Here is a 25,354-nt window from a genome sequence, read left to right as displayed (position 1 = left end):
CCCCATTGTCCCGTACGGCGAGTGGGCCCGGCCGCCTCGCCGGCGGCCGGGCCCACTCCGTCAGTGAACGGGATCAGCTCCGCTGCTCCGGCGCACGGTTCCGCTCACGCATCTTGCGCAGCAGCTCCTGCCTGGCCTCCGCGGCGTCCGCCGCGCGCCCGGCGCCGTCGCGGGGCGGCACGGAGCCCTGGCGTCCGTCGCGGGACAGCTTCTTGCGCTGCCCGCCTACGCCGAGCAGGTTGTTGCGGCTCTTGGCCATGGGGGTCTCCCTCTGGGTGAGAAGTCATCCGGAATGTGTCTCGTGGGGCGCTGCGGGCGTCGAGGCCCGGCGCACTCTCACTCGTAGATCGGGAGGAAGGAGGACATGACGACGACCGTAGCGGGCTCGGGCCGCGCGGGCACCGGATTTTCCGCACACCCCGAGCGGGCAAGAGCGAAGCCCCCGGTTCCGTGCGGGGAAACGGGGGCTTCGCGCGTTCGGCGGGTGTCAGCAGCCGATCAGACGGGACGCCAGGTAGCCCTGGATCTGGTCCAGGGAGACGCGCTCCTGCTTCATCGAGTCACGCTCACGCACGGTCACCGCGTTGTCGTCCAGGGTGTCGAAGTCGACCGTCACGCAGTACGGCGTGCCGATCTCGTCCTGGCGGCGGTAGCGGCGGCCGATGGCGCCCGCGTCGTCGAACTCGATGTTCCAGTTCTTGCGGAGGTCCGCGGCGAGGCCCTTGGCCTTCGGGGACAGCTCCGGGTTGCGGGAGAGCGGCAGGACCGCGACCTTGACCGGGGCGAGGCGGTGGTCGAGCCGCAGCGAGGTGCGCCTCTCCATCTTGCCCTTGGCGTTCGGCGCCTCGTCCTCGACGTACGCGTCGAGGAGGAAGGCCAGCATCGTGCGGCCGACACCGGCGGCCGGCTCGATCACGTACGGCGTCCAGCGCTCGCCGGCCTCCTGGTCGAAGTACGACAGGTCGGTGCCGGACGCCTGGGCGTGGGCCGAGAGGTCGTAGTCGGTGCGGTTGGCGACACCCTCCAGCTCGCCCCACTCGCTGCCGCCGAAGCGGAAGCGGTACTCGATGTCGGCGGTGCGCTTCGAGTAGTGGGAGAGCTTCTCCTTCGGGTGCTCGAACCAGCGCATGTTCTCCTCACGGAGACCCAGGTCCGTGTACCAGTTCCAGCGCTGCTCCATCCAGTACTCGTGCCACGTCTCGTCCTCGCCCGGCTTGACGAAGAACTCCATCTCCATCTGCTCGAACTCACGGGTGCGGAAGATGAAGTTGCCCGGAGTGATCTCGTTCCGGAAGGACTTGCCCATCTGCGCGATGCCGAACGGCGGCTTCTTGCGCGAGGTCTGCTGCACCTGGCCGAAGTTGGTGAAGATGCCCTGGGCGGTCTCGGGGCGCAGGTAAGCGACGGAGCCGGAGTCCTGCGTCGGACCGAGGTGGGTGGAGAGCAGGCCGGAGAACTGCTTGGGCTCGGTGAAGGTGCCCTTGTTGCCGCAGTTGGGGCAGTTGAGGTCGGCGAGGCCGTTCTCGGGGAGGCGGCCGTGCTTCTCCTCGTACGCCTCCTCCAGGTGGTCCGCGCGGAACCGCTTGTGGCAGGAGGTGCACTCGGTGAGCGGGTCGGTGAAGGTCGCCACGTGGCCGGAGGCCTCCCAGACCTCGGAGGCCAGGATCACCGACGAGTCGATGCCGACGACGTCCTCACGCGAGGTGACCATGTAGCGCCACCACTGGCGCTTGATGTTCTCCTTCAGCTCGACGCCGAGCGGTCCGTAGTCCCAGGCGGCGCGCTGGCCGCCGTAGATCTCACTACAGGGGTAGACGAAGCCACGGCGCTTGCTCAGGCTGACGATGGTGTCGATCTTGTCGGCGGCCACGGTGCTCTCTTCATTACGACGACGAAATGGGACAGGGGGTGGCGCGAAGCGCCTCGATTAGGGGTGGTGGTCGGGAGACGGGCAGGAAACAGAGGGCGGCGCGAAGCGCCTCGATTAGGGGTGGTGGTCGGGAGACGTGCGGGCGAATGACTCAGGTTAGCGGCGGGCGCACCCCTTCGATCAAATCGGTGGGTGGTGGAGGCCACTTGGTCCGCTTGTTGACAATGGTTTCCAGCAAAGTTGAAAATGAGTGTCATGAACGTACGACGCTGCATATCCACCACCGCCGTCACCGGCGCCGCGGTCCTCGGCCTGGTCACCCTCTCCGCCTGCGGCGGCTCCTCCGAAAGCGCGGAGAAGGACAAGAACGGCAAACTGGACGTTGTGGCGTCGTTCTACCCGATGCAGTTCCTGGCCGAACAGATCGGCGGCGAAAAGGTCTCGGTGTCCACGCTCACCAAGCCCGGTGTCGAGCCGCACGACCTGGAGCTCAAGGCCCGGCAGATCGCCGATCTCGGCGAGGCCGACTACATCCTCTACCTCAAGGGCATCCAGCCCGCCGTGGACGACGCGATCAAGCAGGCGGGCGTCAAGAACACGGTCGACGCGGCCACGCTCACCACCCTTGAGACGCACGGCACCGGGGTCGACGGCCACGACAGCCACGAGGGCGAGGAAGCCCACGCGGAGGAGTCCCACGCCGAGGAGCCCCACGCCGACGAGCACGGGCACGAGGCGGAGGCGGGCAGCGCCGACCCGCACATCTGGCTGGACCCCGTGAAGTACGCCGAGGTCGCCAAGGGCGTCGGCGACTCCCTCGCCAAGGCCGACCCGGACAACGCGGCCACGTACGAGAAGAACACCGACGAGCTGGTGAAGAAGCTCGACGCCCTGAACACCAAGTTCCAGCAGGGCCTGAAGAACACCACCACCAAGACCTTCATCACCACCCACTCCGCGTTCGGCTACCTCGCCGAGCGGTACGGCCTGGACCAGGAGGGCATCGCCGGGCTCGACCCCGAGTCGGAGCCCAGCCCCGCCCGGATCAAGGAACTCCAGGACACCGCCAGGAAGGAGAAGGTCACCACCGTCTTCTTCGAGACCCTGGCCAGCGACAAGACCGCGAAGACGCTCGCCAAGGACACCGGTCTGCGGACGGACGTCCTGGACCCGCTGGAGGGAATCACCGAGCGGTCCAAGGGCGCTGACTACTTCGAGGTCATGGAGTCCAACCTGGCGGCGCTCCAGAAGGCCCTCGGCGCCAAGTGATCGATTCCTCTGGAGGCCCGGTGAGCAGCGAGCCCGTCATCTCCGTCCGGGAGGCCACCGCCACGCTCGGCTCCCGCCCCGTGCTGCGCGGCATCGACTTCACCGTCGACCACGGTGAGGTCGTCGCCCTGCTCGGCGCCAACGGGTCGGGCAAGTCGACCGCGGTCCGCTCGGTGATCGGACAGGTGCCGCTCACCGGCGGCGCGATATCCCTGTTCGGCACCGAACTGCGCCGCTTCCGCGACTGGGCGCGCGTCGGGTACGTACCGCAGCGCACCACCGCGGCGAGCGGGGTGCCCGCGACGGTCCGCGAGGTCGTCGCGTCCGGCCGGCTGTCCCGTACGAAACTGCGAAGGCCGTCCAAGGCCGACCGGGCCGCCGTGGAGCGGGCCATCGAGCTGGTCGGGCTCGCCGACCGGGCCGGGGAATCGGTCTGGGCGCTCTCCGGCGGCCAGCACCAGCGCGTGCTGATCGCCCGTGCCCTCGCCTCCGAGCCGGAGCTGGTGATCATGGACGAGCCGATGGCGGGCGTCGACCTGGCCAGCCAGGAGGTGCTCGCCGCGACCCTGCGCGAACAGGTCGCGAACGGCACGACCGTGCTGCTCGTCCTCCACGAACTGGGCCCGCTGGAACCGCTGATCGATCGCGCGGTCGTCCTGCGCGACGGCTGTGTCGTCCACGACGGGCCGCCCCCGGAGGCGGTCGGGCAGCACGCGCTGCCCGGCCACGACCACGTACATCCGCACGCGGCCGACGAGCCGCTCCGCACGGGACTGCTGACCTGACCATGGACTTCCTCGAACCCGCGTTCATGCAGCGGGCGCTCATCGCCGCCGTTCTGGTCGGTATCACCGCGCCCGCCGTCGGCATCCACCTGGTGCAGCGGCGACAGGCCCTGATGGGCGACGGCATCGGCCATGTCGCCATGACGGGTGTCGGCCTCGGCTTCCTGATGTCCACGAACCCGGTGTGGATGGCCGGGCTCGTGTCGGTCGCGGGCGCCGTGCTGATGGAGCTGATCCGCATGTACGGGCGCACACGCGGCGACATCGCGCTCGCCCTGCTCTTCTACGGGGGCATGGCCGGCGGTGTCATGCTGACCAGCCTCTCGTCGGCCGGCTCCAACGCCAACCTGGTCAGCTACCTCTTCGGCTCGCTGGCGACGGTCTCCGAGGAGGACGTGACCGCGATCTGCGTGCTGGCCGCCTTCGTGGTGGCCGTCTCGCTGGGGCTGCGCCGCCAGCTGTTCGCGATCAGCCAGGACGAGGAGTTCGCCCGCGTCACCGGCCTGCCGGTGCGGGCCCTCAATCTGCTGGTCGCCGTGACCGCGGCGGTGACCGTGACGGTCGCCATGCGCGTCGTCGGGCTGCTCCTGATCAGCGCGCTGATGGTGGTGCCCGTCGCGGCGGCCCAGCAGCTGACGCGGAGCTTCCGCGCGACGTTCGCGGTGGCGGTGCTCATCGGTACGGCGGTGTCCCTGGGCGGCACGATCACGACGTACTACCAGGACGTGCCGCCCGGCGCGACGATCGTCCTGCTGGCCATCGCCGTGTTCGTCCTGCTCACCGCGCTGGCCGCGCCACTGGCACGGCGGCGCGCCCGGGCCGCCGAGGCGGCGACGGAGGTGTACGAACGGGGCGCACGGCCGGCCCAGGGCACGGCGGACGACGTCAGGGTCTGAACCGGCCGCGCACGGAATCACGGCTGCCGGACTCCACGGCGGAGCCTGGCAGAATGGCCCGACGTAAGCGACGTACGGACGTACGACTGAGCGGGCCGAGGGCAAGGAGGCACCTGTGGCGACTGCAGGATCCGGCGTACGCGGCCGGTCGACCCGGCAGCGCGCCGCCGTGTCGGCGGCGCTGAACGAGGTGGACGAGTTCCGCAGTGCGCAGGAGCTGCACGACATGCTCAAGCACCGCGGCGACTCGGTGGGCCTGACGACGGTCTACCGCACGCTGCAGTCGCTCGCTGACGCGGGCGAGGTGGATGTGCTCCGCACCAGCGAGGGCGAGGCGGTCTACCGCCGCTGCTCGACCGGTGAGCACCATCACCATCTGGTGTGCCGGGGCTGCGGCAAGGCCGTGGAGGTCGAGGGCCCGGCGGTCGAGGAGTGGGCCGAGGCGGTCGCGGCGGAGCACGGATTCGTGAACGTCGCGCACACGGTGGAGATCTTCGGCACCTGCGCGGAGTGCGCCGCCGCGGCGGCCGCCGAGGGCTGAGGCAGCGGCGGCGCGGACCGCCGAGCGGCTAGCGGATGCTCATGTCGCGGTTGAGGCAGTAGTACGACCCGTCGTCGTTCGCCGCGACGGTGTCGTACGACCAGCAGTGCAGCATCGGCACGACGATGTACAGGCTCGTGGCGACGACCCCCGCGAGGAGCAGCGCCATGCCGGCCCCGACGACGGAACGCCACCCCAGCGCCGCGTAACCGGCCAGGCCGAGCGCGACGGCGAGCCCGCACATGACGACGACCACCGGTGCGTTGTTCCAGTCCATTCCCAGCATGGCCAGGTCATTGGTGCCTCCGATGCTGAGCAGCGCCAGCCACAGCGCGGGGGCGAAGAACAGGGCGCCGAGGCAGCCGCGCGGCGTCATATCCGCCTCGTGTTCCGGTCGAGGATCGCGCGCAGCCGGTCGACGCCTCCGGGCCCGGTGAGGGCGCGCTTCGGCAGGCAGGCCACGCCGAGGCCGGCGCGGTCGCCGGAGAACAGCACGAACAGCCGGGGCGTCTCCGTGTACCGGGGCAGCGCCCGCCATGTGCTGGAGACCTCCTGCGCCTGCGTCGTCCAGCGCACCCCGGAGTCGTCCACCACGGCATGGTGCTCGCCGTGCGGCTCGGCCAGCCGATGGATCTGGCGCGCCTGCAGGCGCGGCGACAGGAACAGCAGCCCGAAGGCCGCGCCGCTGAGCCCGCAGAGTCCCGCCGTCACAGCGGGATGGCTGGTGCCGGGACCGGCGATCAGCGCCGCCGCGAGGAGCGCGCCGGCCACCCCGCTCGGCCACAGCAGCCACCGCAGCCGGCGGCCCGCCGAGGTACGGCGCATCCGGGCCCGCAGCATCTCCGCCGCGTCCTCGGCGGTGGGCTGGTGGACCAGCTCCACCACCTCACGGTCGCCCCGTACCTCTGCCGTCATGGCCCCTCCTTGTGACGCGGACAGGCCAAGATCGTAAGGCGTCGCTCAGCCCGTCGCGCCGGCCGCGTCCTCGGGGCGGCCCTTCATCGCGGCCTCCATCGCGAGGAGCTCCTCGTTGGGGACGGCGCCGCCGAAGCGGCGGTCGCGCTGCGCGTACTCCAGGCAGGCCCGCCACAGGTCGCGGCGGTCGAAGTCGGGCCACAGCACGTCCTGGAACACCATCTCGGCGTACGCGCTCTGCCAGAGCAGGTAGTTGGAGGTGCGCTGCTCGCCGCTCGGCCGCAGGAACAGGTCCACGTCCGGCATGTCCGCGTAGTACAGATACTTCGCGAAGGTCTTCTCCGTGACCTTCGAGGGGTCGAGCTTCCCGGCCTTCACGTCCGCCGCCAGCGCCTGCGCGGCGTCCGCGATCTCGGCACGGCCGCCGTAGTTCATGCAGAAGTACAGCGTGAGCCTGTCGTTGCCCTTCGTCTGTTCCTGGGCGATCTGGAGCTCCTGGGCCACCGACTTCCACAGCTTGGGCATCCGGCCCACCCAGCGCACCCGGATGCCCAGTGCGTCGAGCTGGTCCCGGGTCTTGCGGATGAAGTCCCGGTTGAAGTTCATCAGGAAGCGCACCTCGTCCGGCGAGCGCCGCCAGTTCTCGGTGGAGAAGGCGTACAGCGAGACGCTCCCGACGCCCATCTCGATGGCGCCCTGCAGTACGTCGAGGACACGCTCGGCGCCGACCTTGTGGCCCTCGGTGCGGGGCAGGCCGCGGTCCTTGGCCCAGCGGCCGTTGCCGTCCATGACGATCGCCACATGCTTCGGCACCAGCTCGCCGGGGATCCTCGGCGGGCGCGCGCCGGACGGGTGCGGCTCGGGGGCCTGGTACTCGCGCTTGGAGCGCCCGAGGATTCCGCGTCGTGCGATGGCCATGCGGCTCACTTCTCCTAGACCTTCTGGATCTTCTCTACTTCTCCACGTAGCGGAGCGAGCGCAGCCCGCGCTCAAGGTGCCAGTGCAGATAGGCGGACACCAGTCCGCTCCCCTCCCTGACGTGGCGCGGTTCGCACGCGTCCGCCGTCTCCCAGTCGCCGGTCAGCAGCGCGCTGAGCAGACCGACGGCCTCCGCCGAGGGTACGACGCTGCCGGGCACCCGGCAGTCCCCGCAGACGACTCCGCCCGCCGCGACCGAGAAGAACCGGTTCGGCCCGTGGATGCCGCAGCGGGCGCAGTCCACGAAGGACGGGGCGTAGCCGTTGACGGCGAGCGAGCGCAACAGGAACGCGTCCAGGACGAGACGGGGGGCGTGCTCGCCGCGGGCGAGGGTGCGCAGGGCGCCGACGAGCAGCAGGTACTGCTGCACGGCGGGTTCCCCCTCGTGGTCGGTGAACCGCTCGGCGGTCTCCAGCATGGCGGTACCGGCGGTGTAGCGGTCGTAGTCGGTGACGATGCCGCTGCCGTACGGGGCGATGGTCTCGCTCTGCGTGCACAGCGGCAGCCCGCGGCCGATGAGTTCGCCGCCGCGGGCGAAGAACTGGACGTCCACGTGCGAGAAGGGTTCGAGCCGCGCGCCGAACTTCGACTTGGTCCGCCGCACCCCGCGCGCGACGGCACGCACGCGCCCGTGTCCGCGGGTGAGGAAGGTGATGATGCGGTCGGCCTCGCCCAGCTTCTGGGTGCGCAGCACGATGCCGTCATCACGGAACAGGCTCATGGGCCCATTGTCCCGTACGGGACAGGGGTGCCGGTGCCGCCCCGGGAAAGCGGTTGCGGCATGCTGGCGGGATGTCGACCACAGCGACCGTCCTGGTCCTCCTCCTCGCCGCGCTGCACTTCTACATCCTCGTCCTGGAGATGTTCCTGTGGACGACCCCGAAGGCGCGCGCCTCCTTCGGCACGACGGAGGAGTTCGCCCGGCAGACGAAGGCGCTCGCCGCCAACCAGGGGCTGTACAACGGCTTCCTCGCGGCGGGCCTCGTGTGGGGCGCCGTCGCCGCGGACCCGGTGGGTTTCCAGGCGAAGGTGTTCTTCCTGGTCTGCGTGGCGGTGGCGGGCGTGTACGGCGCGGCGACGGCCAGCCGGAAGATCGTCTTCGTACAGACCGTGCCCGCGCTGATCACCCTGGGCTTCGTCCTGGCAGCGCGTTGAGGGGGCCCGCACCGGCCCGCGCCGCCGCTCCCACCCCCGCTCCCCACCCCGGAACCGACCCCGAAAAGTCATAAGCCATACTTATGTGGTCATAGAACGGAACTGGGTACCACTCCTTCCCTGCACTTGTGAGGCTGGCGGAGCGAGAAGTGCTGACTTTCGAAGGGAACCTGCCATGCCCCGCCCCCTGCGGGTCGCGATCGTCGGTGCCGGCCCGGCCGGCATCTACGCCGCCGACGCGCTCCTGAAGTCCGAGGCCGCCGCCGACCCGGGTGTCTCCATCGACCTGTTCGAGCGAATGCCGGCGCCGTTCGGGCTCATCCGGTACGGCGTCGCCCCGGACCACCCGCGCATCAAGGGCATCGTCACGGCCCTCCACCAGGTGCTGGACAAGCCGCAGATCCGCCTCTTCGGCAACGTCGACTACCCGTCCGACATCACCCTGGACGACCTGCGCGCCTTCTACGACGCGGTGATCTTCTCGACGGGCGCGGACGCCGACCGGGCGCTGAACATCCCGGGCGTGGAGCTCGAAGGCTCGTACGGCGCCGCCGACTTCGTCTCCTGGTACGACGGCCACCCCGACGTGCCGCGCACCTGGCCGCTGGAGGCCGAGAAGGTCGCGGTGCTGGGCGTCGGCAACGTGGCTCTCGACGTGGCGCGCATCCTCGCGAAGACCGCCGACGAGCTGCTGCCGACGGAGATCCCGCCGAATGTGCACGCGGGCCTGAAGGCCAACAAGGCCCTGGAGATCCATGTCTTCGGGCGGCGCGGCCCCGCGCAGGCGAAGTTCAGCCCCATGGAGCTGCGCGAGCTGGACCACTCGCCGAGCATCGAGGTCATCGTCAACCCCGAGGACATCGACTACGACCAGGGCTCGATCGACGCCCGGCGCTCCAACAAGCAGGTCGACATGGTCGCCAAGACCCTGGAGAACTGGGCGATCCGCGACGTCGGCGACCGCCCGCACAAGCTGTTCCTGCACTTCTTCGAGTCGCCCTCCGAGATCGTCGGCGAGGACGGCAAGGTCGTCGGCCTGCGCACCGAGCGCACGGAGCTGGACGGCACTGGCAATGTGAAGGGCACCGGCGAGTTCACCTCCTGGGACGTCCAGGCGGTCTACCGCGCGGTCGGCTACCTCTCCGAGGAGCTGCCCAAGCTGCCGTGGGACGCCGACTCCGGCACCGTCCCGGACGAGGGCGGCCGCGTGGTGCAGCAGGGCGGCGAGCACGTCCCGTCGACGTATGTGACGGGCTGGATCCGGCGAGGTCCGATCGGCCTGATCGGCCACACCAAGGGCGATGCGAACGAGACGGTCGCCAACCTGCTGGAGGACCACCGCGAGGGCCGGCTGCACACGCCGGACGCGCCGGGCGAGGACGCCGTGGTGGAGTTCCTGGAGGGCAGGGGCGTCGCGTACACCACCTGGGACGGCTGGTACCGGCTGGACGCCGCGGAGCGGGCGCGCGGCGAGGCCGAGGGCCGGGAGCGCGTGAAGATCGTGGAGCGCGAGGAGATGCTGCGGGCGAGCGGCGTCGAGGTCTGACGCCCCGGCGGCGGCCGACCGCCGACCGCGGAAGCGGCGCGTGCCCCGTCCTGGACCCCGGAAGCCGGGGGCTCAGAACGGGGCGCGCGCCGCTTCCATGAGGCGGGCCGTGTCGTCGGGCCGGAGCAGCAGGGCGTTGCCCACGGTGGTGAGCACCTCACGCTCGGCCGGGATGTACGCGCCGTCGGCGAGGGCGATCCGGGCGCCCTGCAGGAGGATCGACTCGCGCCCGGCCGGCGCCAGGTGGGGCGCGAGCGGTTCGAGCGCCTCGTGCAGCTCGATGGCGAGGGCGGCGCCGCAGGGCCCGTCGGCGTCGGTGAGGAACCTGCCGGTGTCGGCGGCGAGCGCCTCGATGAGGCTGGTGAGGCTGTCGGCGGTGCAGTCGGCGTACCCGGCGGCCCGTACGGCGGAGACAGCCGTCCGTACGACCGTGTGGGACGAGGTGCCGCCGGCGGCGAGTACGGCGAGGGCGACGGTGTGCACCGCGTCGCGGAGCATCGCGGAGAACCGGGCGGTGGTCGGGTGGTCGAGGACGTCGGTACCGAACCGGTCGCGGCAGGCGGCGCATTCGACGACGGGCCCGGCGGCGCCGCGCGACAGCAGAGGAACACCGAGAAGAGTGAACCGGCGACGGCCTGTGCGACGCCGGTAATTGCGGTCGCCGCCGCAGCTGGGGCAGAAGAACTCGCCGTCGCCGACGGTGTGCCACGAGGTATGAACGGAACAAATGCGGAGTTTCCGGCCACGTGATCCGCGTGATCCCCGTGCTGGCTGCACCTCGCACCTCCAGACGCCTCGGCCACCTTTGCCGACGTTGACGTGATGTTAGCCACATCCATGATGTGGCGTCAGCACCCCATCGGGAGAACGCCACGGACATGGCCGATCCCCGCCCACAGCGGGTGGGCGGGGATCGGGCCCGCCGGAGCGGAGGCGGGTCAGCGCGCGGAGCGGTTGACCGCCGAGATGACCGCCTTCAGCGAGGCGCGGGTGGTGTTGGCGTCGATGCCGATGCCCCACAGCACCTTGCCGTCGATGGCGCACTCGATGTACGAGGCGGCCTGCGCGGAAGCGCCCTCGCTCATCGTGTGCTCCTGGTAGTCCAGCACGCGCGCGTCCACCCCGACCCGGGCCAGCGCGTCGACGAACGCGGAGATGGGACCGTTGCCCGAACCGGTCAGCACGGTGTCGACGCCGTCCACGACCGCCTCGACGGTCAGCGTGTCAGTGCCGTCCTTGTCGGTGGTGGTCTGGCCGGAACGCAGCTGGATACGCCCCCACGCGTTGCCCGGGTTGGGCAGGTACTCGTCCTGGAACACCGACCAGATCGCCCCCGGCGTGACCTCGCCGCCCTCGGCGTCCGTCTTCGCCTGGATGATCTTCGAGAACTCGATCTGCATCCGCCGCGGCAGGTCCAGCTTGTGGTCGTTCTTCAGGACGTACGCGATACCGCCCTTGCCAGACTGCGAGTTGACCCGGATGACCGCCTCGTAGGAACGGCCCACGTCCTTGGGGTCGATCGGCAGGTACGGCACGGCCCACTCGATCTCGTCGACCGTCCTGCCCTGCGCCGCCGCGTCCGCCTCCAGCGCGTCGAAGCCCTTCTTGATCGCGTCCTGGTGCGAACCCGAGAACGCCGTGTAGACCAGATCGCCCGCGTACGGGTGCCGCGGGTGGACCTCCATCTGGTTGCAGTACTCCGACGTACGGCGGATCTCGTCGATCTGCGAGAAGTCGATCTGCGGGTCCACGCCCTGGCTGAACAGGTTCATACCCAGCGTGACCAGGTCGACATTGCCCGTGCGCTCACCCTGCCCGAACAGACAGCCCTCGATACGGTCCGCACCGGCCATGACCGCCAGCTCGGCCGCCGCCACCGCCGTACCCCGGTCGTTGTGCGGATGGACCGACAGGCACACGAACTCGCGCCGCGACAGGTTCCGCGACATCCACTCGAACCGGTCCGCGTGCGTGGACGGCGTCGAACGCTCCACCGTCGCCGGCAGGTTCAGGATGATCTCGCGGCCCTCCTCGGGCTGCCAGACGTCCATGACGCCCTCGCAGACCTCCAGCGCGAAGTCCAGCTCCGTGTCCGTGAAGATCTCCGGGCTGTACTGGTAGCCGAAGACCGTCTCGTCGCCCAGGATCTTGTCCGCGTACTCCATCACCAGACGCGTGCCGTCCACGGCGATCTGCTTGATGTCGTCCTTGGAGCCGCGGAAGACCACCCGGCGGAAGACCGGCGCCGTCGCGTTGTACATGTGCACCGTCGCCCGGCGCGCACCGCGCAGCGACTCGACGGTCCGCTCGATCAGGTCCTCACGGGCCTGGGTCAGTACGGAGATCGTCACGTCCTCGGGGATCGCGCCGTCCTCGATGATCGAGCGGACGAACGCGAAGTCCGTCTCGCCGGAGGCCGGGAAGCCGACCTCGATCTCCTTGTAGCCCATGCGCACCAGCAGGTCGAACATCTCGCGCTTGCGGGCCGGGGACATCGGGTCGATCAGCGCCTGGTTACCGTCCCGCAGGTCGGTCGACAGCCACCGCGGCGCCTTGGTGATCCGCCGGTCGGGCCAGGTGCGGTCCGGGATGTCGACGGCCTCGTACGGGCCGTACTTGTGGATGGGCATCCCGGACGGCTTCTGCAGGTGCGTCGCGTTGGTCACGGGGGTGCGGCGGCCGACGGGATGGGCGGCGGGCTGGGACATTGCGTAGGGCTCCTCGGGTCCGACAACGGGACGGCCGACTTTTCGAAGCAGCACCAGACTCCGCGGGGAGGGGGTCGGCCTACGACTACAGGCCCTCGCCGCGGCAGCTAAGGAGAAGCAGCCCGAAACGCATGATGCGAAGCAGCGTAGCCCAGTGACAGCGGAGGCGGAGGTGCCGTATCAGTATGCGGGATTCTCGCCGGTAACAGGCAAACAGTGACCTATCACTCCTTTTCATCAATCTCTGTCGCTTCCAGTGACACCGGGGTGACTCAGTGCCACATTGCGAAGCATGACCGCACTCTCCTGCCCTTCCTCCGTGTACTGCACGATCGTCCCGCCCCACCTCCTCGACAGGCTGGCCCAGGCCGAGAACCCCGCGATCGCCGAGGCGGCGCGCCGCACCCTCGTCGCGGACGAGGCGAACCGGACCGCCCGCCGCCTGACCACGGTCACGGGCGTCCGTCCCGCCGTCCGCGGCGTGCCGGCGGCGACGGGCGAGCCACGCCGTACGGTCTTCGACGCAGAGCAGACCACCCGGCTGCCCGGCAAGAAGGTCCGCGGCGAGGGCGACGAGCCCACCCGGGACGCGACCGTCAACCGCGCCTACGCCGGCCTCGGCGCGACCTTCGACCTCTTCCTTGACGTCTACGGCCACGACTCCGTCGACGGATGCGGGCTGCCGCTGGACGCGACCGTCCACTACGACCGGGACTACGGCAACGCCTTCTGGAACGGCGAGCGGATGGTGTTCGGCGACGGGGACGGCGAGATCTTCCTGGACTTCACGATCCCGGTGGACGTGATCGGCCACGAGCTGGCCCACGGCGTCACGCAGTACGCGGCGAACCTGGCGTACTTCAGCCAGCCAGGCGCGCTGAACGAGTCCATGTCCGACGTCTTCGGGTCGCTCGTCAAGCAGTACGCCCTGCGCCAGACCGCCGGGCAGGCCGACTGGCTGATCGGCGCGGGACTGCTGTCGGACCAGGTGGAGGGCACGGCGCTGCGTTCCATGAAGGCGCCCGGGACGGCGTACGACGACGACGTCCTCGGCAAGGACCCGCAGCCGGCGACGATGGACGACTACGTCGAGACGGCCCGAGACAACGGCGGGGTGCACATCAACTCGGGCATCCCCAACCACGCCTTCTACCTGCTGGCCACGGCGCTGGGCGGGCACGCCTGGGAGCGCGCCGGACAGATCTGGTACGACGTGCTGACGGGCGGCAGACTCAAGGAGACAGCCGACTTCGCCGCGTTCGCCCGGCTGACGGTCGCGGCGGCGCGCGAGCGGTACGGCGAGGGCGGCGCGGAGGACGAGGCGGTGCTCAAGGCGTGGTCGACGGTGGGGGTGCCGACCAGGGGGTAGACGGTGTCCATGCGGATCGAGGTGCGGCGCACAGGCGGCTTCGCGGGCATCGAGCGCCGGGCGGAGGTGGACACCTCCGCCCGGCCCGACGCCGGCACATGGCACAGCCTGGCGGAGACGGCCCTGGCCGAGGCCGGGGTGGCACCCCCGGTGGGGGTGCCGGACGGCTTCAGTTACGAGATCACGATCGACGGCCGGACGGCGTACTGCGCGGAACCGCACCTGACTGCGGCGCAGCGGGAGCTGATCTCCCGGGTGCTGCGGGAGGGCGCGTGAGGGGGCTTCGGCGCGCGCGTGAGGGGGCTTCGGCGCGCGCGTGAGGGGGCTTCGGCGCGCGCGTGAGGGGGCTTCGGCGCGCCGCCCTCAGAACCCGAGCTTGCGCAGCTGCTTCGGGTCGCGCTGCCAGTCCTTGGCGACCTTCACATGGAGATCCAGGAAGACCGGCGTGCCCAGCAGGGCCTCGATGTGCTTGCGGGACTTGATGCCGACCTCCTTCAGGCGCTTGCCCTTGGGGCCGATGATGATGCCCTTCTGGCTGGGGCGCTCGATGTAGACGTTGGCGTGGATGTCCAGCAGCGGCCGGTCCGCCGGGCGGTCCTCGCGCGGCAGCATCTCCTCGACGACCACCGCGATGGAGTGCGGCAGCTCGTCCCGTACGCCTTCGAGCGCGGCCTCGCGGATCAGCTCGGCCACCATGACCTGCTCGGGCTCGTCCGTCAGATCGCCCTCGGGATAGAGCGGCGGGCCCTCCGGAAGCAGCGGGACCAGCAGGTCGGCTACCAGCTGCACCTGCTTGTCGCCCACGGCCGACACCGGGACGATCTCGGCCCACTCCAGGCCCAGCTCCTTGCCGAGCTGGTCGATCGCGATGAGCTGCTCGGCGAGCGTCTTGGAGTCGACGAGGTCCGTCTTGGTGACGATCGCGACCTTCGGGGTCTTCTTGATCCCCGCCAGCTCCTTGGCGATGAACCGGTCACCCGGCCCCACCTTCTGGTCGGCGGGCAGACAGAAGCCGATCACGTCGACCTCTGCCCACGTCGTCCGTACGACGTCGTTCAGCCGCTCGCCGAGCAGCGTGCGCGGCTTGTGCAGCCCCGGCGTGTCGACCAGCACGAGCTGCGCGTCCGGCCGGTGCACGATGCCCCGCACGGTGTGCCGGGTGGTCTGGGGACGGTTGGAGGTGATGGCCACCTTCTGTCCGACCAGAGCGTTCGTGAGGGTGGACTTGCCCGCGTTGGGCCGGCCGACGAAGCAGGCGAAGCCCGACCGGTGGGTCGCTTCGGTTTCAGGTGTACGAACGCTCATGGGGGCCATTCTCCCTGATCCACGGACCCCCACGAACCGCACAGGGGCGAGGCGGCCTCAAGAGGCCGTCAGCTGCCCGCAGGTACCGTGGCGCGCAGCACCGCGTCAGGCCCCGCCAGCAGGACCGGTGTGCCGGCTCCGCCCAGGTCGCGGACGGCGGCGCGGTCCGCGTCGCCGACGGCCTCCGCCTCCGAGACGACCGCCGCCGCCTCCAGCGACTTCGCGCCGCTGGCCACGGCCATCGCCACGGCGGTCTGCAGGGCGCTGAGCTTCAGCGACTCCAGGGCGACGGTCCCGGCGACGTATGTACGGCCGGTCTCGTCCCGTACCGCCGCGCCCTCCGGCACGCCGTTGCGGGCCCGGGCGCTGCGCGCCAGCGTGATGATCTTGCGGTCCTCGGGGGCGAGGTCGGTGCTCTGCGTCATGACCCGAGCATAGGTCGGCGGCCGGGGTCTCCCCCGGCCGCCCCGGGCGTTCAGAGGGTCAGCTCTGCGCGCCCTTGACGAACTTGTCGCCGCCCCGCTTGGCCAGGTCGTCGAAGGGGGCGTGGTCCGGCTTCTCGGCCATCGGGACGTAGGCGAGCCGCATCACACCCGTGGCCTGGCGTGCGATCAGCAGGTCGGACTCCACCTTCGCGTTGAGTTCCGGGATGTCGAGGGTCAGCCGCAGACCGACGGACTCCTCGCCCACCTGCGCGACGGTCAGCTTCTCCGCCTTCATCTCGACCTTGTCGCCGTCCTGCGTGAACGTGAAGGTCGGGCATGCGTCGACGGCGGTCGCGATGCTCTTCAGGAAGTCCGTGGCGGAGGCCGTGTCGTCGTACGTGAAGATCTGCTGGGCGAGCATGGCGGACTCCCCGGAGCCCACCCCCTTGCTGAACTCGACGTCTGCGCCTTCCGTCGCGCCCTCGACCTTGTCGGACAGCAGCGTGGCGAGCGGCTGGCACTTGGCCTTGTCCGCCTTCGCCACGTCGTTGGAGTCGGGGACCCTCTTCACCTTCCAGCCGGACGGCAGGTCGGAGACCTCCAGGATGCCGGCCTTCATCTGTGCCGCGGTCAGCGGGCCCGCGGCCGGCTTCTCCTCGGGCTTCTGCTCGGCGCTGCCGCTCTCACCGGTCTTCTGCTTGGCGCCCGCGGACTTGTCCTCGGCCGAGCCACCGCAGGCGGCGGTGAAGACCAGCGCGGACACGGTGAGCGCGACGGCCGCGCCACGACGCATACGAATTCTCATGAACGTACGACTCCCCATGAAGAAAGGAAACGTGGGGAGTTCAGTTCCCCCCTCCCCGACCTGAGTGGTCGCGCCGAGGATACCCGGTGACGTCGACAGCGCTTTCTACGGCCGGTCCAGCCGTAGCCGCTCCGCCTTGGGCAGTCCGGCGACCACCAGGTCGTAGGAGTCCTCGACGAGTTCGCGGACCAGCGCCTCGGGGAGGCCGGTGACCGTGACGGTGTTCCAGTGCCGCTTGTTCATGTGGTAGCCGGGAACGATCAGTCCCGGGTGTTCGGCGCGCAGCCGGACGGCGATCTCCGGCTCGCATTTGAGGTTGACCGTCAGGGGGCGCCCGTCGAGCGCGCTGAGGGCGAACATCTTCCCGGCGACCTTGAAGACAGAGGTCTCCGGGCCGAACGGGAAGTCCTCCACCGCCGCGTTGAACTCCAGGCAGAACGCCCTCAGCCGCTCGGGGTTCATCGCCTTCACGCCGCCTCGTCCTCGGGCTTCACGGGTACCGGCTCCGCGAGCACCGTGACGATCTTGTTGCGGCGGCCGGCCGGGGACTCGGCCGTCAGCCGCAGTGCCCGCCCGTCCGGCAGGTCGACCACCGCCGTCGCCCCCGCGATCGGCACGCGGCCGAGCGCCTTGGCGAGGAGTCCGCCGACCGTCTCGACGTCCTCGTCGTCGTACGCGTCGAGCCCGAAGAGTTCGCCCAGGTCGCCGATGTCGAGGCGGGCGGTCACCCGGTAGCGGCCGTCGCCGAGCTCCTCCACGGGCGGCAGCTCCCGGTCGTACTCGTCGGTGATCTCGCCGACGATCTCCTCCAGGATGTCCTCGATGGTGACGATGCCGGCCGTGCCTCCGTACTCGTCGATCACGACCGCGCAGTGGTTGCGCTCCTGCTGCATCTCACGCAGCAGGTCGCCGGCGTTCTTGGTGTCCGGGACGAACGTCGCGGCCCGCATGGCGGTGGAGACCAGGTCGGCCTCCGCCTCCCGGTTGATGTGCGTCTTGCGGACCAGGTCCTTCAGATAGACGATGCCGACGACGTCGTCCTCGTTCTCCCCGGTCACGGGGATGCGCGAGAAACCGGAGCGGAGGGCCAGCGTCAGCGCCTGCCGGACGGTCTTGAACCGCTCGATCGACACCAGGTCCGTACGCGGCACCATCACCTCGCGGACCAGGGTGTCGCCCAGCTCGAAGACGGAGTGCACCATACGGCGCTCCTCGTCCTCGATGAGGGACTCCTGCTCGGCCAGGTCGACCATGGCGCGCAGCTCGGCCTCGGAGGCGAACGGGCCCTTGCGGAAGCCCTTGCCGGGCGTGAGCGCGTTACCGATGAGGATGAGCAGCTGGGGGACGGGGCCCATGACGCGGGCCAGCGGCAGCAGTGCGTAGGCGGCGGCCGTGGCGGTGTTCAGCGGGTGCTGGCGGCCGATGGTGCGGGGCGAGACGCCGACGGCGACGTACGAGACGAGCACCATCACGCCGATCGCGACGACCAGGGCGCTCCACGTCTCCTCGAACTCCTCCAGGCAGACGTAGGTGACGAGCACCCCGGCGGCCATCTCGCAGGCGACCCGCACCAGCAGCGCCACGTTCAGGTACCGGGTGGGGTCGGAGGCGACCTGGACGAGTCTGACGGCGCCGCGCCGCCCGGACCGTAGCGCCTCGGCGGCGCGGAAGCTGGAGACCCGGGCGATGCCCGCCTCCGCACACGCCGCGAGCCACGCGACGACGACCAGCGCGACCGCGCCCAGGACGAGTTGGCCGGTCATGAGACGGTCGGCGCGGGGGACGGGCCGGTGAGGCCCTTCTCCGCCCGCCAGCCGTCGACGATCGCCGCCTGGAGTCCGAACATCTCGGCCTTCTCGTCGGGCTCCTCATGGTCGTACCCGAGGAGGTGCAGCACTCCGTGGACGGTGAGGAGCTGGAGCTCCTCGTCCATGGAGTGCTCCGTCGGGGCCTCGCGGCCCTGCCTCTCGGCGACCTCGGGACAGAGCACGATGTCCCCGAGGAGCCCCTGCGGGGGCTCCTCGTCGTCCTTCGACGGCGGGCGCAGCTCGTCCATCGGGAAGGACATGACATCCGTCGGGCCCGGCAGGTCCATCCACTGGATGTGCAGCTGCTCCATCGCCTCGGCGTCCACCACGATGACCGAGAGCTCGGAGAGGGGGTGGATGCGCATCCGCGTGAGCGCGTAGCGGGCGACGTCGAGGATCGCCTGCTCGTCGACCTCGGTACCGGACTCGTTGTTGACGTCGATCGACATGGTGCTGTTCTGTCTACTTCCCGTTCTGGGTGTCGTACTTCTCGTACGCGTCGACAATACGGCCGACGAGCTTGTGCCGTACGACGTCGTGCGACGTGAGCCGCGAGAAGTGGACGTCCGGGACGCCGTCCAGGATGTCCTGCACCTGGCGCAGACCGCTCCTGGTGCCGTTCGGCAGGTCGACCTGCGTCACGTCACCGGTGATGACGATCTTCGAGTCGAAGCCGAGCCGGGTCAGGAACATCTTCATCTGCTCGGGGTTCGTGTTCTGCGCCTCGTCAAGGATGATGAACGCGTCGTTGAGCGTCCGGCCTCGCATGTACGCCAGCGGTGCGACCTCGATCGTGCCCGCCGCCATCAGGCGGGGGATCGAGTCGGGGTCGAGCATGTCGTGCAGCGCGTCGTACAGCGGCCGCAGATACGGGTCGATCTTCTCGTAGAGCGTGCCCGGCAGGAAGCCGAGCCGCTCCCCCGCCTCGACGGCCGGCCGGGTCAGGATGATCCGGTTGACCTGCTTGGACTGCAGGGCCTGGACCGCCTTGGCCATGGCCAGATACGTCTTGCCGGTACCGGCGGGGCCGATGCCGAAGACGATCGTGTGCTTGTCGATCGCGTCGACGTACCGCTTCTGGTTGAGGGTCTTGGGACGGATCGTGCGCCCGCGGCTGGAGAGGATGTTCTGGGTGAGGACCTCGGACGGCGTCTCGACGGCCGCTCCCCCGGTCTCCTCCTTGAGCATGGCGATCGAGCGTTCCACCGCGTCCTCCGTCATGGGCTGCCCGGTGCGCAGCACCAGCATCATCTCGTCGAAGAGACGCTGGATGAGGGCGACTTCCGCCGCCTCGCCCACCGCGCTGATCTCGTTGCCCCGGACGTGGATGTCGGCTCCGGGGAAAGCCCGCTCGATCACGCGGAGCAGGGCGTCACCCGAGCCGAGCACGGTCACCATCGGATGCTTCGCGGGTACGGTGAAGTGGGCTCGTACCTGGTCTGTGGGTGTCTGAGTCATGGGCCGGCTCTGTGGCCTGCGCATACCTCCTGTTGCAGGGTTCTCGCCGCTCGACAACCTCTGGACTGTCCAGCCTACGACGTACGGATGACAACCCAGAAGGCTTTTCCACCGCCCCTCAGGCGGACCGGCGGAACCCGATGGTCGGCACGGCACGCCGGAGCGGCCACGGCCGGGTCGGGGCGGGCAGCAGGGCGTCCAGGAATCCGTACCGGCGCAGGGCTGCCGGGTCCTGGTCGGAGCAGCTCTGCACGTACTGCCACCATGCGGCGACCTCGACCCAGCCGGGTGCGGAGAGCGACCCGCCGAACTCCTGCACCGAGAGCGCGGCGGTCAGTCCGGCGAAGGCCAGGCGGTCGGCGAGCGGCCACCCGGCGAGCGTGCCGGTCAGGAACCCGGCCACGAACACATCCCCGGCGCCCGTGGGGTCCAGCGCGGCGACGGCGATGGCGGGTACCTCGGCGGTCTCGCCGGTCGCGCCGTCCACGGCGTACGCGCCGTCCGCGCCGAGCGTGACGACCGCGAGCGGCACCCGGTCGGCGAGGGCGCGGGCCGCGGCGCGGGGGCAGCTGGTGCGGGTGTAGCGCATGGCCTCCTCCGCGTTCGGGAGGAACGCCTCGCAGTGCTCCAGGTCGGCCAGGGCGCCGAGGTCCCAGCGGCCGGTCTCGTCCCACCCGACATCGGCGAAGATCCGCGTGGACTGCCGGGCCGCCTCGGCCACCCAATCCTCCGTACGCCCGGGTACGAGGGAGGCGACGGCGGCACGCGTGCGGGGCGGACAGGCGGGGAGAGAGCCCTCCGGGGGCGGGGCCTCGTGGCCGTGCGACACCATCGCCCGCTCGTTGTCGTACGCCATGGAGACGGTCACCGGCGAGTGCCAGCCGGGCACGGTGCGCGACCTGGACAGGTCGATGCCCTCGCCCTGTTCGAGCGCGTCCCAGCAGTACTCGCCGTAGTGGTCGTCGCCGAAGGCGGCGGCGAGCGAGGTCCGCAGCCCGAGGCGGGCGAGCGCGATCGCCATGTTGGCCACGCCCCCGGGGCTGGAGCCCATCCCGCGCGCCCAGGTCTCGGTACCGCGCACGGGGGCGCTGTCGAGGCCGGTGAAGATGATGTCGAGGAACACCGTGCCGGTCAGGAACACGTCGCACTCCGGGTCCGTGGGGGTACGGAGTGTGCCGAGCGGGTCCACCCCGGCGCTGTGCCGGCGCGGTTGTCCTCCGATGGGGTCGGGTGTGGTCACGGCGGGCTCCCCGGTCGCGCGGTGCGGACTCCGCCAGTCTGCCCGATCCGCACCACCCACGCCCCGCGATCACCACGCCTGCCCGTACGCCCCAACGGCGCCCCGGCGCACGGACCGGGGCGTGCGCGGTGGTCGCACGCCGGAACGGCCGTGGAGCCGGGCTGCTCAGCGGGACGGGCCGCCCGCCCGGCCGGAGGTGTGTGCGTCGACCTCCGCGAGGTAGCGGGCCCTGCGGGCCTCGTCGTGGTCGAGGAAGGCCGCGCGGAAGGAGTTGCGGGCCAGTTCCCGCAGGTGGTGGTCGTCCAGGCCGAGAGCCTCGCGGACCGCGCGGAAGTTGTCCCCCGCGTATCCGCCGAAGTACGCCGGGTCGTCGGAGTTGACGGTGACGAGCAGACCGGCCTCCATCATCGCCTTCAGGGGGTGGTCCGCCAGGGCGTCGACGGCGCGCAGCCGGACGTTGGACAGCGGGCACACCGTGAGCGGCACCCGCTCCCGTACCAGCCGTTCCACCAGCTCCGGGTCCTCCATGGCGCGCAGCCCGTGGTCGACCCGCTCGACGCCGAGGACGTCCAGCGCCTCGCGGATGTACGAGGGCGGGCCCTCCTCCCCGGCGTGGGCGACCTTCCGCAGGCCGAGCGCCTCGGCCTCCGCGTACACCTCGCGGAACGCGGCCGGCGGGTGGCCGGCCTCGGCCGAGTCCAGGCCGATGCCCACGATGTGGTGCAGACAGGGCTTCGCCGCGTCCAGCGTCTCCATCGCCGACTCGGCGGGCCGGTCCCGCAGGAAGCACATGATCAGCTGCGTGGTGACACCGTGCCGTTCCTCGCTGCGGTCCAGCGCCCCGGCCAGGCCCTCGATCACCGTGCCGACGGGCACGCCGCGCGCGGTGTGGGCCTGCGGGTCGAAGAAGATCTCGGCGTGCCGGACGCCCTGGGCGGCGGCGCGGGCGAGGTAGGCGTCGGCGAGCTCCGTGAAGTCGTCCGCGGTCCGCAGCACGGCCATGAGCGCGTAGTACAGGTCGAGGAACGACTGGAGGTCGCCGAACCGGTATGCCTCGCGGAGTTCCTCGGCGTCCGCGTAGGGCAGCTCGACGCCGTTGCGGGCGGCGAGCGCGAAGGCCGACTCGGGTTCGAGTGTGCCCTCGATGTGCAGGTGGAGTTCGGCCTTGGGGAGACCTGCGGGGAGATCTTCGGGGAAGTCTTCGGAGAGGTGCATCGGTGCCCCTGGGACGCGTATCGGGCCGTGATCAATGTGTCGATTCGCCCTCGTGGCGAGACCTGGGCCGGTGGATCTTCTTCCGTGGCGCGAGTGCAACTGCCATTGCAGTGCCTGTGGTCTCGGTCTTGATCAATCGTCTCATGGCTTGGAAAATGCACCAACGACGAAGGCCCCGTTCGTCGCCATGGCCGCCGCTACCGCGGCGCTTGGACTGCGGGTCGGCTGTCTGAGGTCTTGTCGTATCGGGTGGCAATGCCTCGCCACGCCTTGAGCTTGTTGACCAGGCGCTCAACGGTGTTCCTCTCCTTGTAGGCGTTCGCGTCGTGGCTGACGGGCCTGCTGACGCCGAGCACCTGTCCCGTCCTGCGCGGTCACACTGTTCCGGCCTGCGGTGTGAGGGCGGCGCAACTGAAGTTCCCACGGGGTCTAACAGGTCGGAAACCGGCCGCCACGGCAGTCGGACTAACTTCGTAATCATGAGGGTGTGGACGCCATTTCGGCCGCTGCCCGGCAGGCTCGGCGCGATCGGCAACGGCAGTTTCGGCAGGGGTGGTGCAGGGCGCCGCCATGGTGGCCGAACGACTCCCGGCGACCGGCCGATGCCTGGTTGGCGCAGCATCAGAGGCCGTGTGGCGGTGGTCATCACAGTCCCGATCTGCTTGCTGCTGGCGGTGGCCGGGCTGGCCGTGTACGGCCGCGCCGAGGCCGTCGGCGACGCGCGGACGACCCGTGCCGAGGTCGGCCTCAGCCTGCGGGTCCAGGCACTGGTACACCAGCTGCAGCGCGAACGCGGCCTGACGAACGGCCTGTTGGGCGGTGAGGAGAGCTTCCGCACACCGCTCGCCGCTACGCGAAAGCGCGTTGACACCGCGCTGCGCGGAATGCGTCCCGAACGAGCCGTCGAGGATGTCGTCCAGCGGCACTTGCGGCGCCTCGCCGCCATCCGCGCCGCCGCTGACAGGGGAACCGCCGGCACAGACACCGAAGACCGGGCCGCCACCCTCACCTTCTACACCACTGCTGTCGACGCTCTCAACGCCGTCGACCCGGTGACGGAGGCCGCGACGCGCGCCGACCGTCAACTGCGCGACGGGCTGGCGGCATTGCGGGAACTGGCCGCGGCAAAGGAGTCCGTCGCTCTCGAACGCGGTCTTCTCAACGGCGTGTTCGCCGACGGCGCCTTCCACGGCCGTGAGTACCTCACCTTCACCGAGGTGCGCGCCACGCGCGTCGCCGCCCTCGTCCGATTCCGCCAGGTTGCCACCGCGCCCCAGCGCGCCGCCCTGAAAAACGCCTTCGGCACCAAGGACGCCCAACGCATCACCGCCTACGAGAATCAAGCGGAAGGCGCTGCCGACGGCTCCGTGCTGCGCGCCGACGCGGGCAAGTGGTGGGACGCGATGACCGTACTCGTCGACGATCTGTACGCCGTCCAGCAGTCGGTCAGTGACGACGTACGGGACCGGGCCGACCGGCTCAGTCACAACGCGGAGCTGGGCCTCGCCGCCTACCTCGTCGCGGGAACGCTCATGGCCGCCCTCGTCGCGGGCCTCGCCGCCTTTGCCTCGCGTTCCCTCACGCGCCCGCTCCGCGCACTCGCCGAGGCCGCCCATGACGTGGCGCGGCACCGGCTGCCGGCAACCGTCGTCCGTATCCAGCAGTCCTCCGAGGACCACGGGGAGTTCCTGCCGTCGGCCGAGGTCCCGGACAGCCCCGAGGCGCGGTTGTCGGGTGGCACGGCGGAGATCGCCGAGGTCGCGGCGTCCCTTCACAAGGTGGAACACACCGCCCTCCACCTGGCTGCCCAGCAGGCCGGCCTGCGCCGCAACACCACAGAATCACTCGCCAATCTCGGCCGCCGCAACCAGAGCCTCGTGCGTCGCCAGCTCAGCCTCATCACCCGACTGGAACGGCAGGAACTCGACCCGGATGCCCTCGCCGAGCTCTTCGAGCTCGACCACCTCGCCACCCGCATGCGGCGCAACGCCGAAAGCCTGCTGGTCCTCGCCGGGCAGAATCCGCCGCGGCCCACGGCGGCACCCGCCGACGGCCTGGAGATCGTCCAGTCCGCCGTCGCCGAGGTGGAGCAGTACCGGCGTGTCCTGATCGCGACCGTGGAGCCGGTGCGGCTGCGCGGGCACGCCGTCGCGGATGTCGCACACCTCCTCGCCGAACTCATCGAGAACGGGCTGAATTTCTCACCACCGACCGAACCGGTCGAAGTGCACGGCTGGTACGACACCGACGACGACACGTGCTGCTTCGCTGTCGTCGACCACGGCATCGGCATGTCCGAAGCCGACAAGGAACGTGCGGGCGCCCGCCTCTCCGACTCCGGCGAGGAAGCGCTTCTCGCCGCGCCCACCCGATTCCTCGGCCACCTCGTCGTGGGCCGACTCGTCCACCGCCTCGGTGAAGGCGCGCAGGTCCAGCTCTTCGACACCCCCGGCGGCGGCTTGTCCGCGCTCCTTGTCCTTCCCGGGCGCCTGCTCGTCCCCGCGCAGGACAGCTCCGCCACACCCCCACCCGCCAGGCCCGCTGTCTCCTCCCTGCTCAACGGTTTCCGAGCAGGTGTCGCCCGTGCCGAGGCCAGAAGCACACAAGGAGTGTCATCGTGACCACCGCCGTTCAGAGTTTCGGCTGGCTCATCTCGGAGTTCGTACGCACCACCGACGGCGTCGTCGACGCCGTCGCCGTGTCCTCCGACGGCCTCCTCATGGCCGCCTCGGGCGGCCTCGGCCGAGATCGTGCCGACCACCTCGCCGCCATCGTCTCCGGCATCACCAGCCTCGCCCAGAACGCGGCGACGACACACGGCCTCCACGGCATGAAGCTCGTCATGATCGAGATGCTCGGGGGCTTCCTCATGGTCGGTCGCATCCGCGACGGCAGCTGCCTCGGCGTCCTCGCCGCCGAGGGATGCGACGTCGGCCTGGTCGGCTACGAAATGGCCGTCCTCGCCGACCGCGCCGGCGAACTGCTCACCCCGCAGTTGATACGCGAGCTCAACTCCACGTCCCTGACTGCGGGATAGTCACGGCCCGCTCCGGCTACCTGCGTCTC

At 70.3% G+C, this 25,354-nt stretch carries 27 protein-coding genes; 10 read left to right on the top strand and 17 right to left on the bottom strand.

What is annotated here, in order from left to right; genetic code table 11:
- Positions 1–73: 73 nt before the first annotated feature.
- Both FVS66_RS23665 and FVS66_RS23660 read right to left on the bottom strand, forming a co-directional pair.
- Entirely contained in the window at positions 74–259 is a 186-nt protein-coding gene (locus FVS66_RS23665) for a DUF6243 family protein (RefSeq protein ID WP_149183202.1), read from the bottom strand.
- A 228-nt stretch (positions 260–487) separates the two neighbouring features.
- Positions 488–1,870 (bottom strand): glycine--tRNA ligase, encoded by a 1,383-nt coding sequence (locus FVS66_RS23660; protein WP_149183201.1) that lies wholly within the window; start codon positions 1,868–1,870, stop codon positions 488–490.
- Positions 1,871–2,125: 255 nt separating this feature from the next.
- Between FVS66_RS23660 and FVS66_RS23655 the strand changes: the two genes are divergently transcribed.
- The 4 genes from FVS66_RS23655 (at position 2,126) to FVS66_RS23640 (ending at position 5,361) form a co-directional block, all read left to right on the top strand.
- Positions 2,126–3,139, top strand: coding sequence for a metal ABC transporter substrate-binding protein (locus FVS66_RS23655; RefSeq protein WP_149183200.1), 1,014 nt, complete (start codon positions 2,126–2,128; stop codon positions 3,137–3,139).
- A complete protein-coding gene (locus FVS66_RS23650; RefSeq protein ID WP_399226141.1) occupies positions 3,136–3,924 on the top strand; it encodes a metal ABC transporter ATP-binding protein in 789 nt (262 codons plus the stop codon). Before FVS66_RS23655 ends, FVS66_RS23650 begins: the two co-directional genes overlap by 4 nt.
- A gap of 2 nt (positions 3,925–3,926) precedes the next feature.
- Positions 3,927–4,820, top strand: a complete 894-nt coding sequence (locus FVS66_RS23645) for a metal ABC transporter permease (RefSeq protein ID WP_149183199.1) — start codon at positions 3,927–3,929, stop codon at positions 4,818–4,820.
- A 115-nt stretch (positions 4,821–4,935) separates the two neighbouring features.
- Positions 4,936–5,361, top strand: coding sequence for a transcriptional repressor (locus FVS66_RS23640; protein ID WP_149183198.1), 426 nt, complete (start codon positions 4,936–4,938; stop codon positions 5,359–5,361).
- A gap of 28 nt (positions 5,362–5,389) precedes the next feature.
- Here the strand turns inward: FVS66_RS23640 and FVS66_RS23635 are convergent, their stop codons facing one another.
- From FVS66_RS23635 to recO, 4 genes are read right to left on the bottom strand one after another with little or no spacing between them, the layout of a single operon-like run.
- Entirely contained in the window at positions 5,390–5,737 is a 348-nt protein-coding gene (locus tag FVS66_RS23635; protein WP_149183197.1) for a DUF4175 domain-containing protein, read from the bottom strand.
- Positions 5,734–6,276, bottom strand: a complete 543-nt coding sequence (locus FVS66_RS23630; RefSeq protein WP_149183196.1) for a YcxB family protein — start codon at positions 6,274–6,276, stop codon at positions 5,734–5,736. The genes FVS66_RS23635 and FVS66_RS23630 overlap by 4 nt, the downstream gene beginning before the upstream one ends.
- 45 nt (positions 6,277–6,321) lie before the next feature.
- Positions 6,322–7,188, bottom strand: a complete 867-nt coding sequence (locus FVS66_RS23625; protein WP_149183424.1) for an isoprenyl transferase — start codon at positions 7,186–7,188, stop codon at positions 6,322–6,324.
- A gap of 40 nt (positions 7,189–7,228) precedes the next feature.
- Positions 7,229–7,975 carry a DNA repair protein RecO gene (gene recO, locus FVS66_RS23620; protein WP_149183195.1) on the bottom strand — a complete coding sequence of 249 codons (747 nt, stop codon included), beginning with the start codon at positions 7,973–7,975 and terminating at the stop codon, positions 7,229–7,231.
- Between the two features lie 71 nt (positions 7,976–8,046).
- Between recO and FVS66_RS23615 the strand changes: the two genes are divergently transcribed.
- Positions 8,047–8,409 carry a DUF1304 domain-containing protein gene (locus FVS66_RS23615; protein ID WP_149183194.1) on the top strand — a complete coding sequence of 121 codons (363 nt, stop codon included), beginning with the start codon at positions 8,047–8,049 and terminating at the stop codon, positions 8,407–8,409.
- A gap of 175 nt (positions 8,410–8,584) precedes the next feature.
- Complete coding sequence (locus tag FVS66_RS23610) at positions 8,585–9,955, top strand: FAD-dependent oxidoreductase (protein WP_149183193.1); 1,371 nt, start codon at positions 8,585–8,587, stop codon at positions 9,953–9,955.
- Positions 9,956–10,027: 72 nt separating this feature from the next.
- Here the strand turns inward: FVS66_RS23610 and FVS66_RS23605 are convergent, their stop codons facing one another.
- Together FVS66_RS23605 and leuA are read right to left on the bottom strand one after the other, a co-directional pair.
- Positions 10,028–10,732: a TerB family tellurite resistance protein gene (locus tag FVS66_RS23605; protein WP_149183192.1), complete on the bottom strand. Its 705-nt coding sequence runs from the start codon at positions 10,730–10,732 to the stop codon at positions 10,028–10,030.
- Positions 10,733–10,893: 161 nt separating this feature from the next.
- Complete coding sequence (leuA, locus tag FVS66_RS23600; RefSeq protein WP_149183191.1) at positions 10,894–12,663, bottom strand: 2-isopropylmalate synthase; 1,770 nt, start codon at positions 12,661–12,663, stop codon at positions 10,894–10,896.
- Positions 12,664–12,955: 292 nt separating this feature from the next.
- Between leuA and FVS66_RS23595 the strand changes: the two genes are divergently transcribed.
- Positions 12,956–14,032: a M4 family metallopeptidase gene (locus FVS66_RS23595; protein WP_149183190.1), complete on the top strand. Its 1,077-nt coding sequence runs from the start codon at positions 12,956–12,958 to the stop codon at positions 14,030–14,032.
- Positions 14,033–14,041: 9 nt separating this feature from the next.
- Positions 14,042–14,308 (top strand): protealysin inhibitor emfourin, encoded by a 267-nt coding sequence (locus tag FVS66_RS23590; protein WP_187645663.1) that lies wholly within the window; start codon positions 14,042–14,044, stop codon positions 14,306–14,308.
- Between the two features lie 87 nt (positions 14,309–14,395).
- On the opposite strand, the gene era is transcribed toward FVS66_RS23590, so the two are convergent.
- From era to FVS66_RS23545, 9 genes are all read right to left on the bottom strand, one after another.
- Entirely contained in the window at positions 14,396–15,346 is a 951-nt protein-coding gene (gene era, locus FVS66_RS23585; protein WP_149183189.1) for a GTPase Era, read from the bottom strand.
- A gap of 59 nt (positions 15,347–15,405) precedes the next feature.
- On the bottom strand, positions 15,406–15,762 hold the full coding sequence (locus FVS66_RS23580) for a cytidine deaminase (RefSeq protein ID WP_149183188.1): 357 nt from the start codon (positions 15,760–15,762) through the stop codon (positions 15,406–15,408).
- Positions 15,763–15,820: 58 nt separating this feature from the next.
- Positions 15,821–16,567, bottom strand: a complete 747-nt coding sequence (locus FVS66_RS23575; protein WP_149183187.1) for a hypothetical protein — start codon at positions 16,565–16,567, stop codon at positions 15,821–15,823.
- Positions 16,568–16,672: 105 nt separating this feature from the next.
- Positions 16,673–17,029, bottom strand: coding sequence for an MmcQ/YjbR family DNA-binding protein (locus FVS66_RS23570; protein WP_149183422.1), 357 nt, complete (start codon positions 17,027–17,029; stop codon positions 16,673–16,675).
- A 5-nt stretch (positions 17,030–17,034) separates the two neighbouring features.
- On the bottom strand, positions 17,035–18,330 hold the full coding sequence (locus FVS66_RS23565; protein WP_149183186.1) for a hemolysin family protein: 1,296 nt from the start codon (positions 18,328–18,330) through the stop codon (positions 17,035–17,037).
- Positions 18,327–18,824, bottom strand: coding sequence for an rRNA maturation RNase YbeY (gene ybeY, locus FVS66_RS23560; RefSeq protein WP_149183185.1), 498 nt, complete (start codon positions 18,822–18,824; stop codon positions 18,327–18,329). Before ybeY ends, FVS66_RS23565 begins: the two co-directional genes overlap by 4 nt.
- Before the next feature lie 13 nt (positions 18,825–18,837).
- Positions 18,838–19,833 (bottom strand): PhoH family protein, encoded by a 996-nt coding sequence (locus FVS66_RS23555; RefSeq protein WP_149183184.1) that lies wholly within the window; start codon positions 19,831–19,833, stop codon positions 18,838–18,840.
- 118 nt (positions 19,834–19,951) lie between these two features.
- Positions 19,952–21,055 carry a PfkB family carbohydrate kinase gene (locus tag FVS66_RS23550; protein ID WP_149183421.1) on the bottom strand — a complete coding sequence of 368 codons (1,104 nt, stop codon included), beginning with the start codon at positions 21,053–21,055 and terminating at the stop codon, positions 19,952–19,954.
- Positions 21,056–21,238: 183 nt separating this feature from the next.
- Complete coding sequence (locus tag FVS66_RS23545; protein WP_149183183.1) at positions 21,239–22,288, bottom strand: adenosine deaminase; 1,050 nt, start codon at positions 22,286–22,288, stop codon at positions 21,239–21,241.
- Between the two features lie 638 nt (positions 22,289–22,926).
- On the opposite strand from FVS66_RS23545, the gene FVS66_RS23535 reads away from it, so the two are divergent.
- Both FVS66_RS23535 and FVS66_RS23530 read left to right on the top strand, forming a co-directional pair.
- Positions 22,927–24,909, top strand: coding sequence for a nitrate- and nitrite sensing domain-containing protein (locus FVS66_RS23535; protein WP_262387163.1), 1,983 nt, complete (start codon positions 22,927–22,929; stop codon positions 24,907–24,909).
- Complete coding sequence (locus FVS66_RS23530) at positions 24,906–25,325, top strand: roadblock/LC7 domain-containing protein (RefSeq protein ID WP_149183181.1); 420 nt, start codon at positions 24,906–24,908, stop codon at positions 25,323–25,325. The genes FVS66_RS23535 and FVS66_RS23530 overlap by 4 nt, the downstream gene beginning before the upstream one ends.
- The last annotated feature ends 29 nt before the right edge of the window (positions 25,326–25,354 follow it).

The organism is Streptomyces sp. TRM49041, assembly GCF_008271805.1.
Classification (GTDB): Bacteria; Actinomycetota; Actinomycetes; order Streptomycetales; family Streptomycetaceae; genus Streptomyces.
Note: the sequence above shows the minus strand (reverse complement) of the source record. Positions and strands in the feature narration are given on the sequence as shown.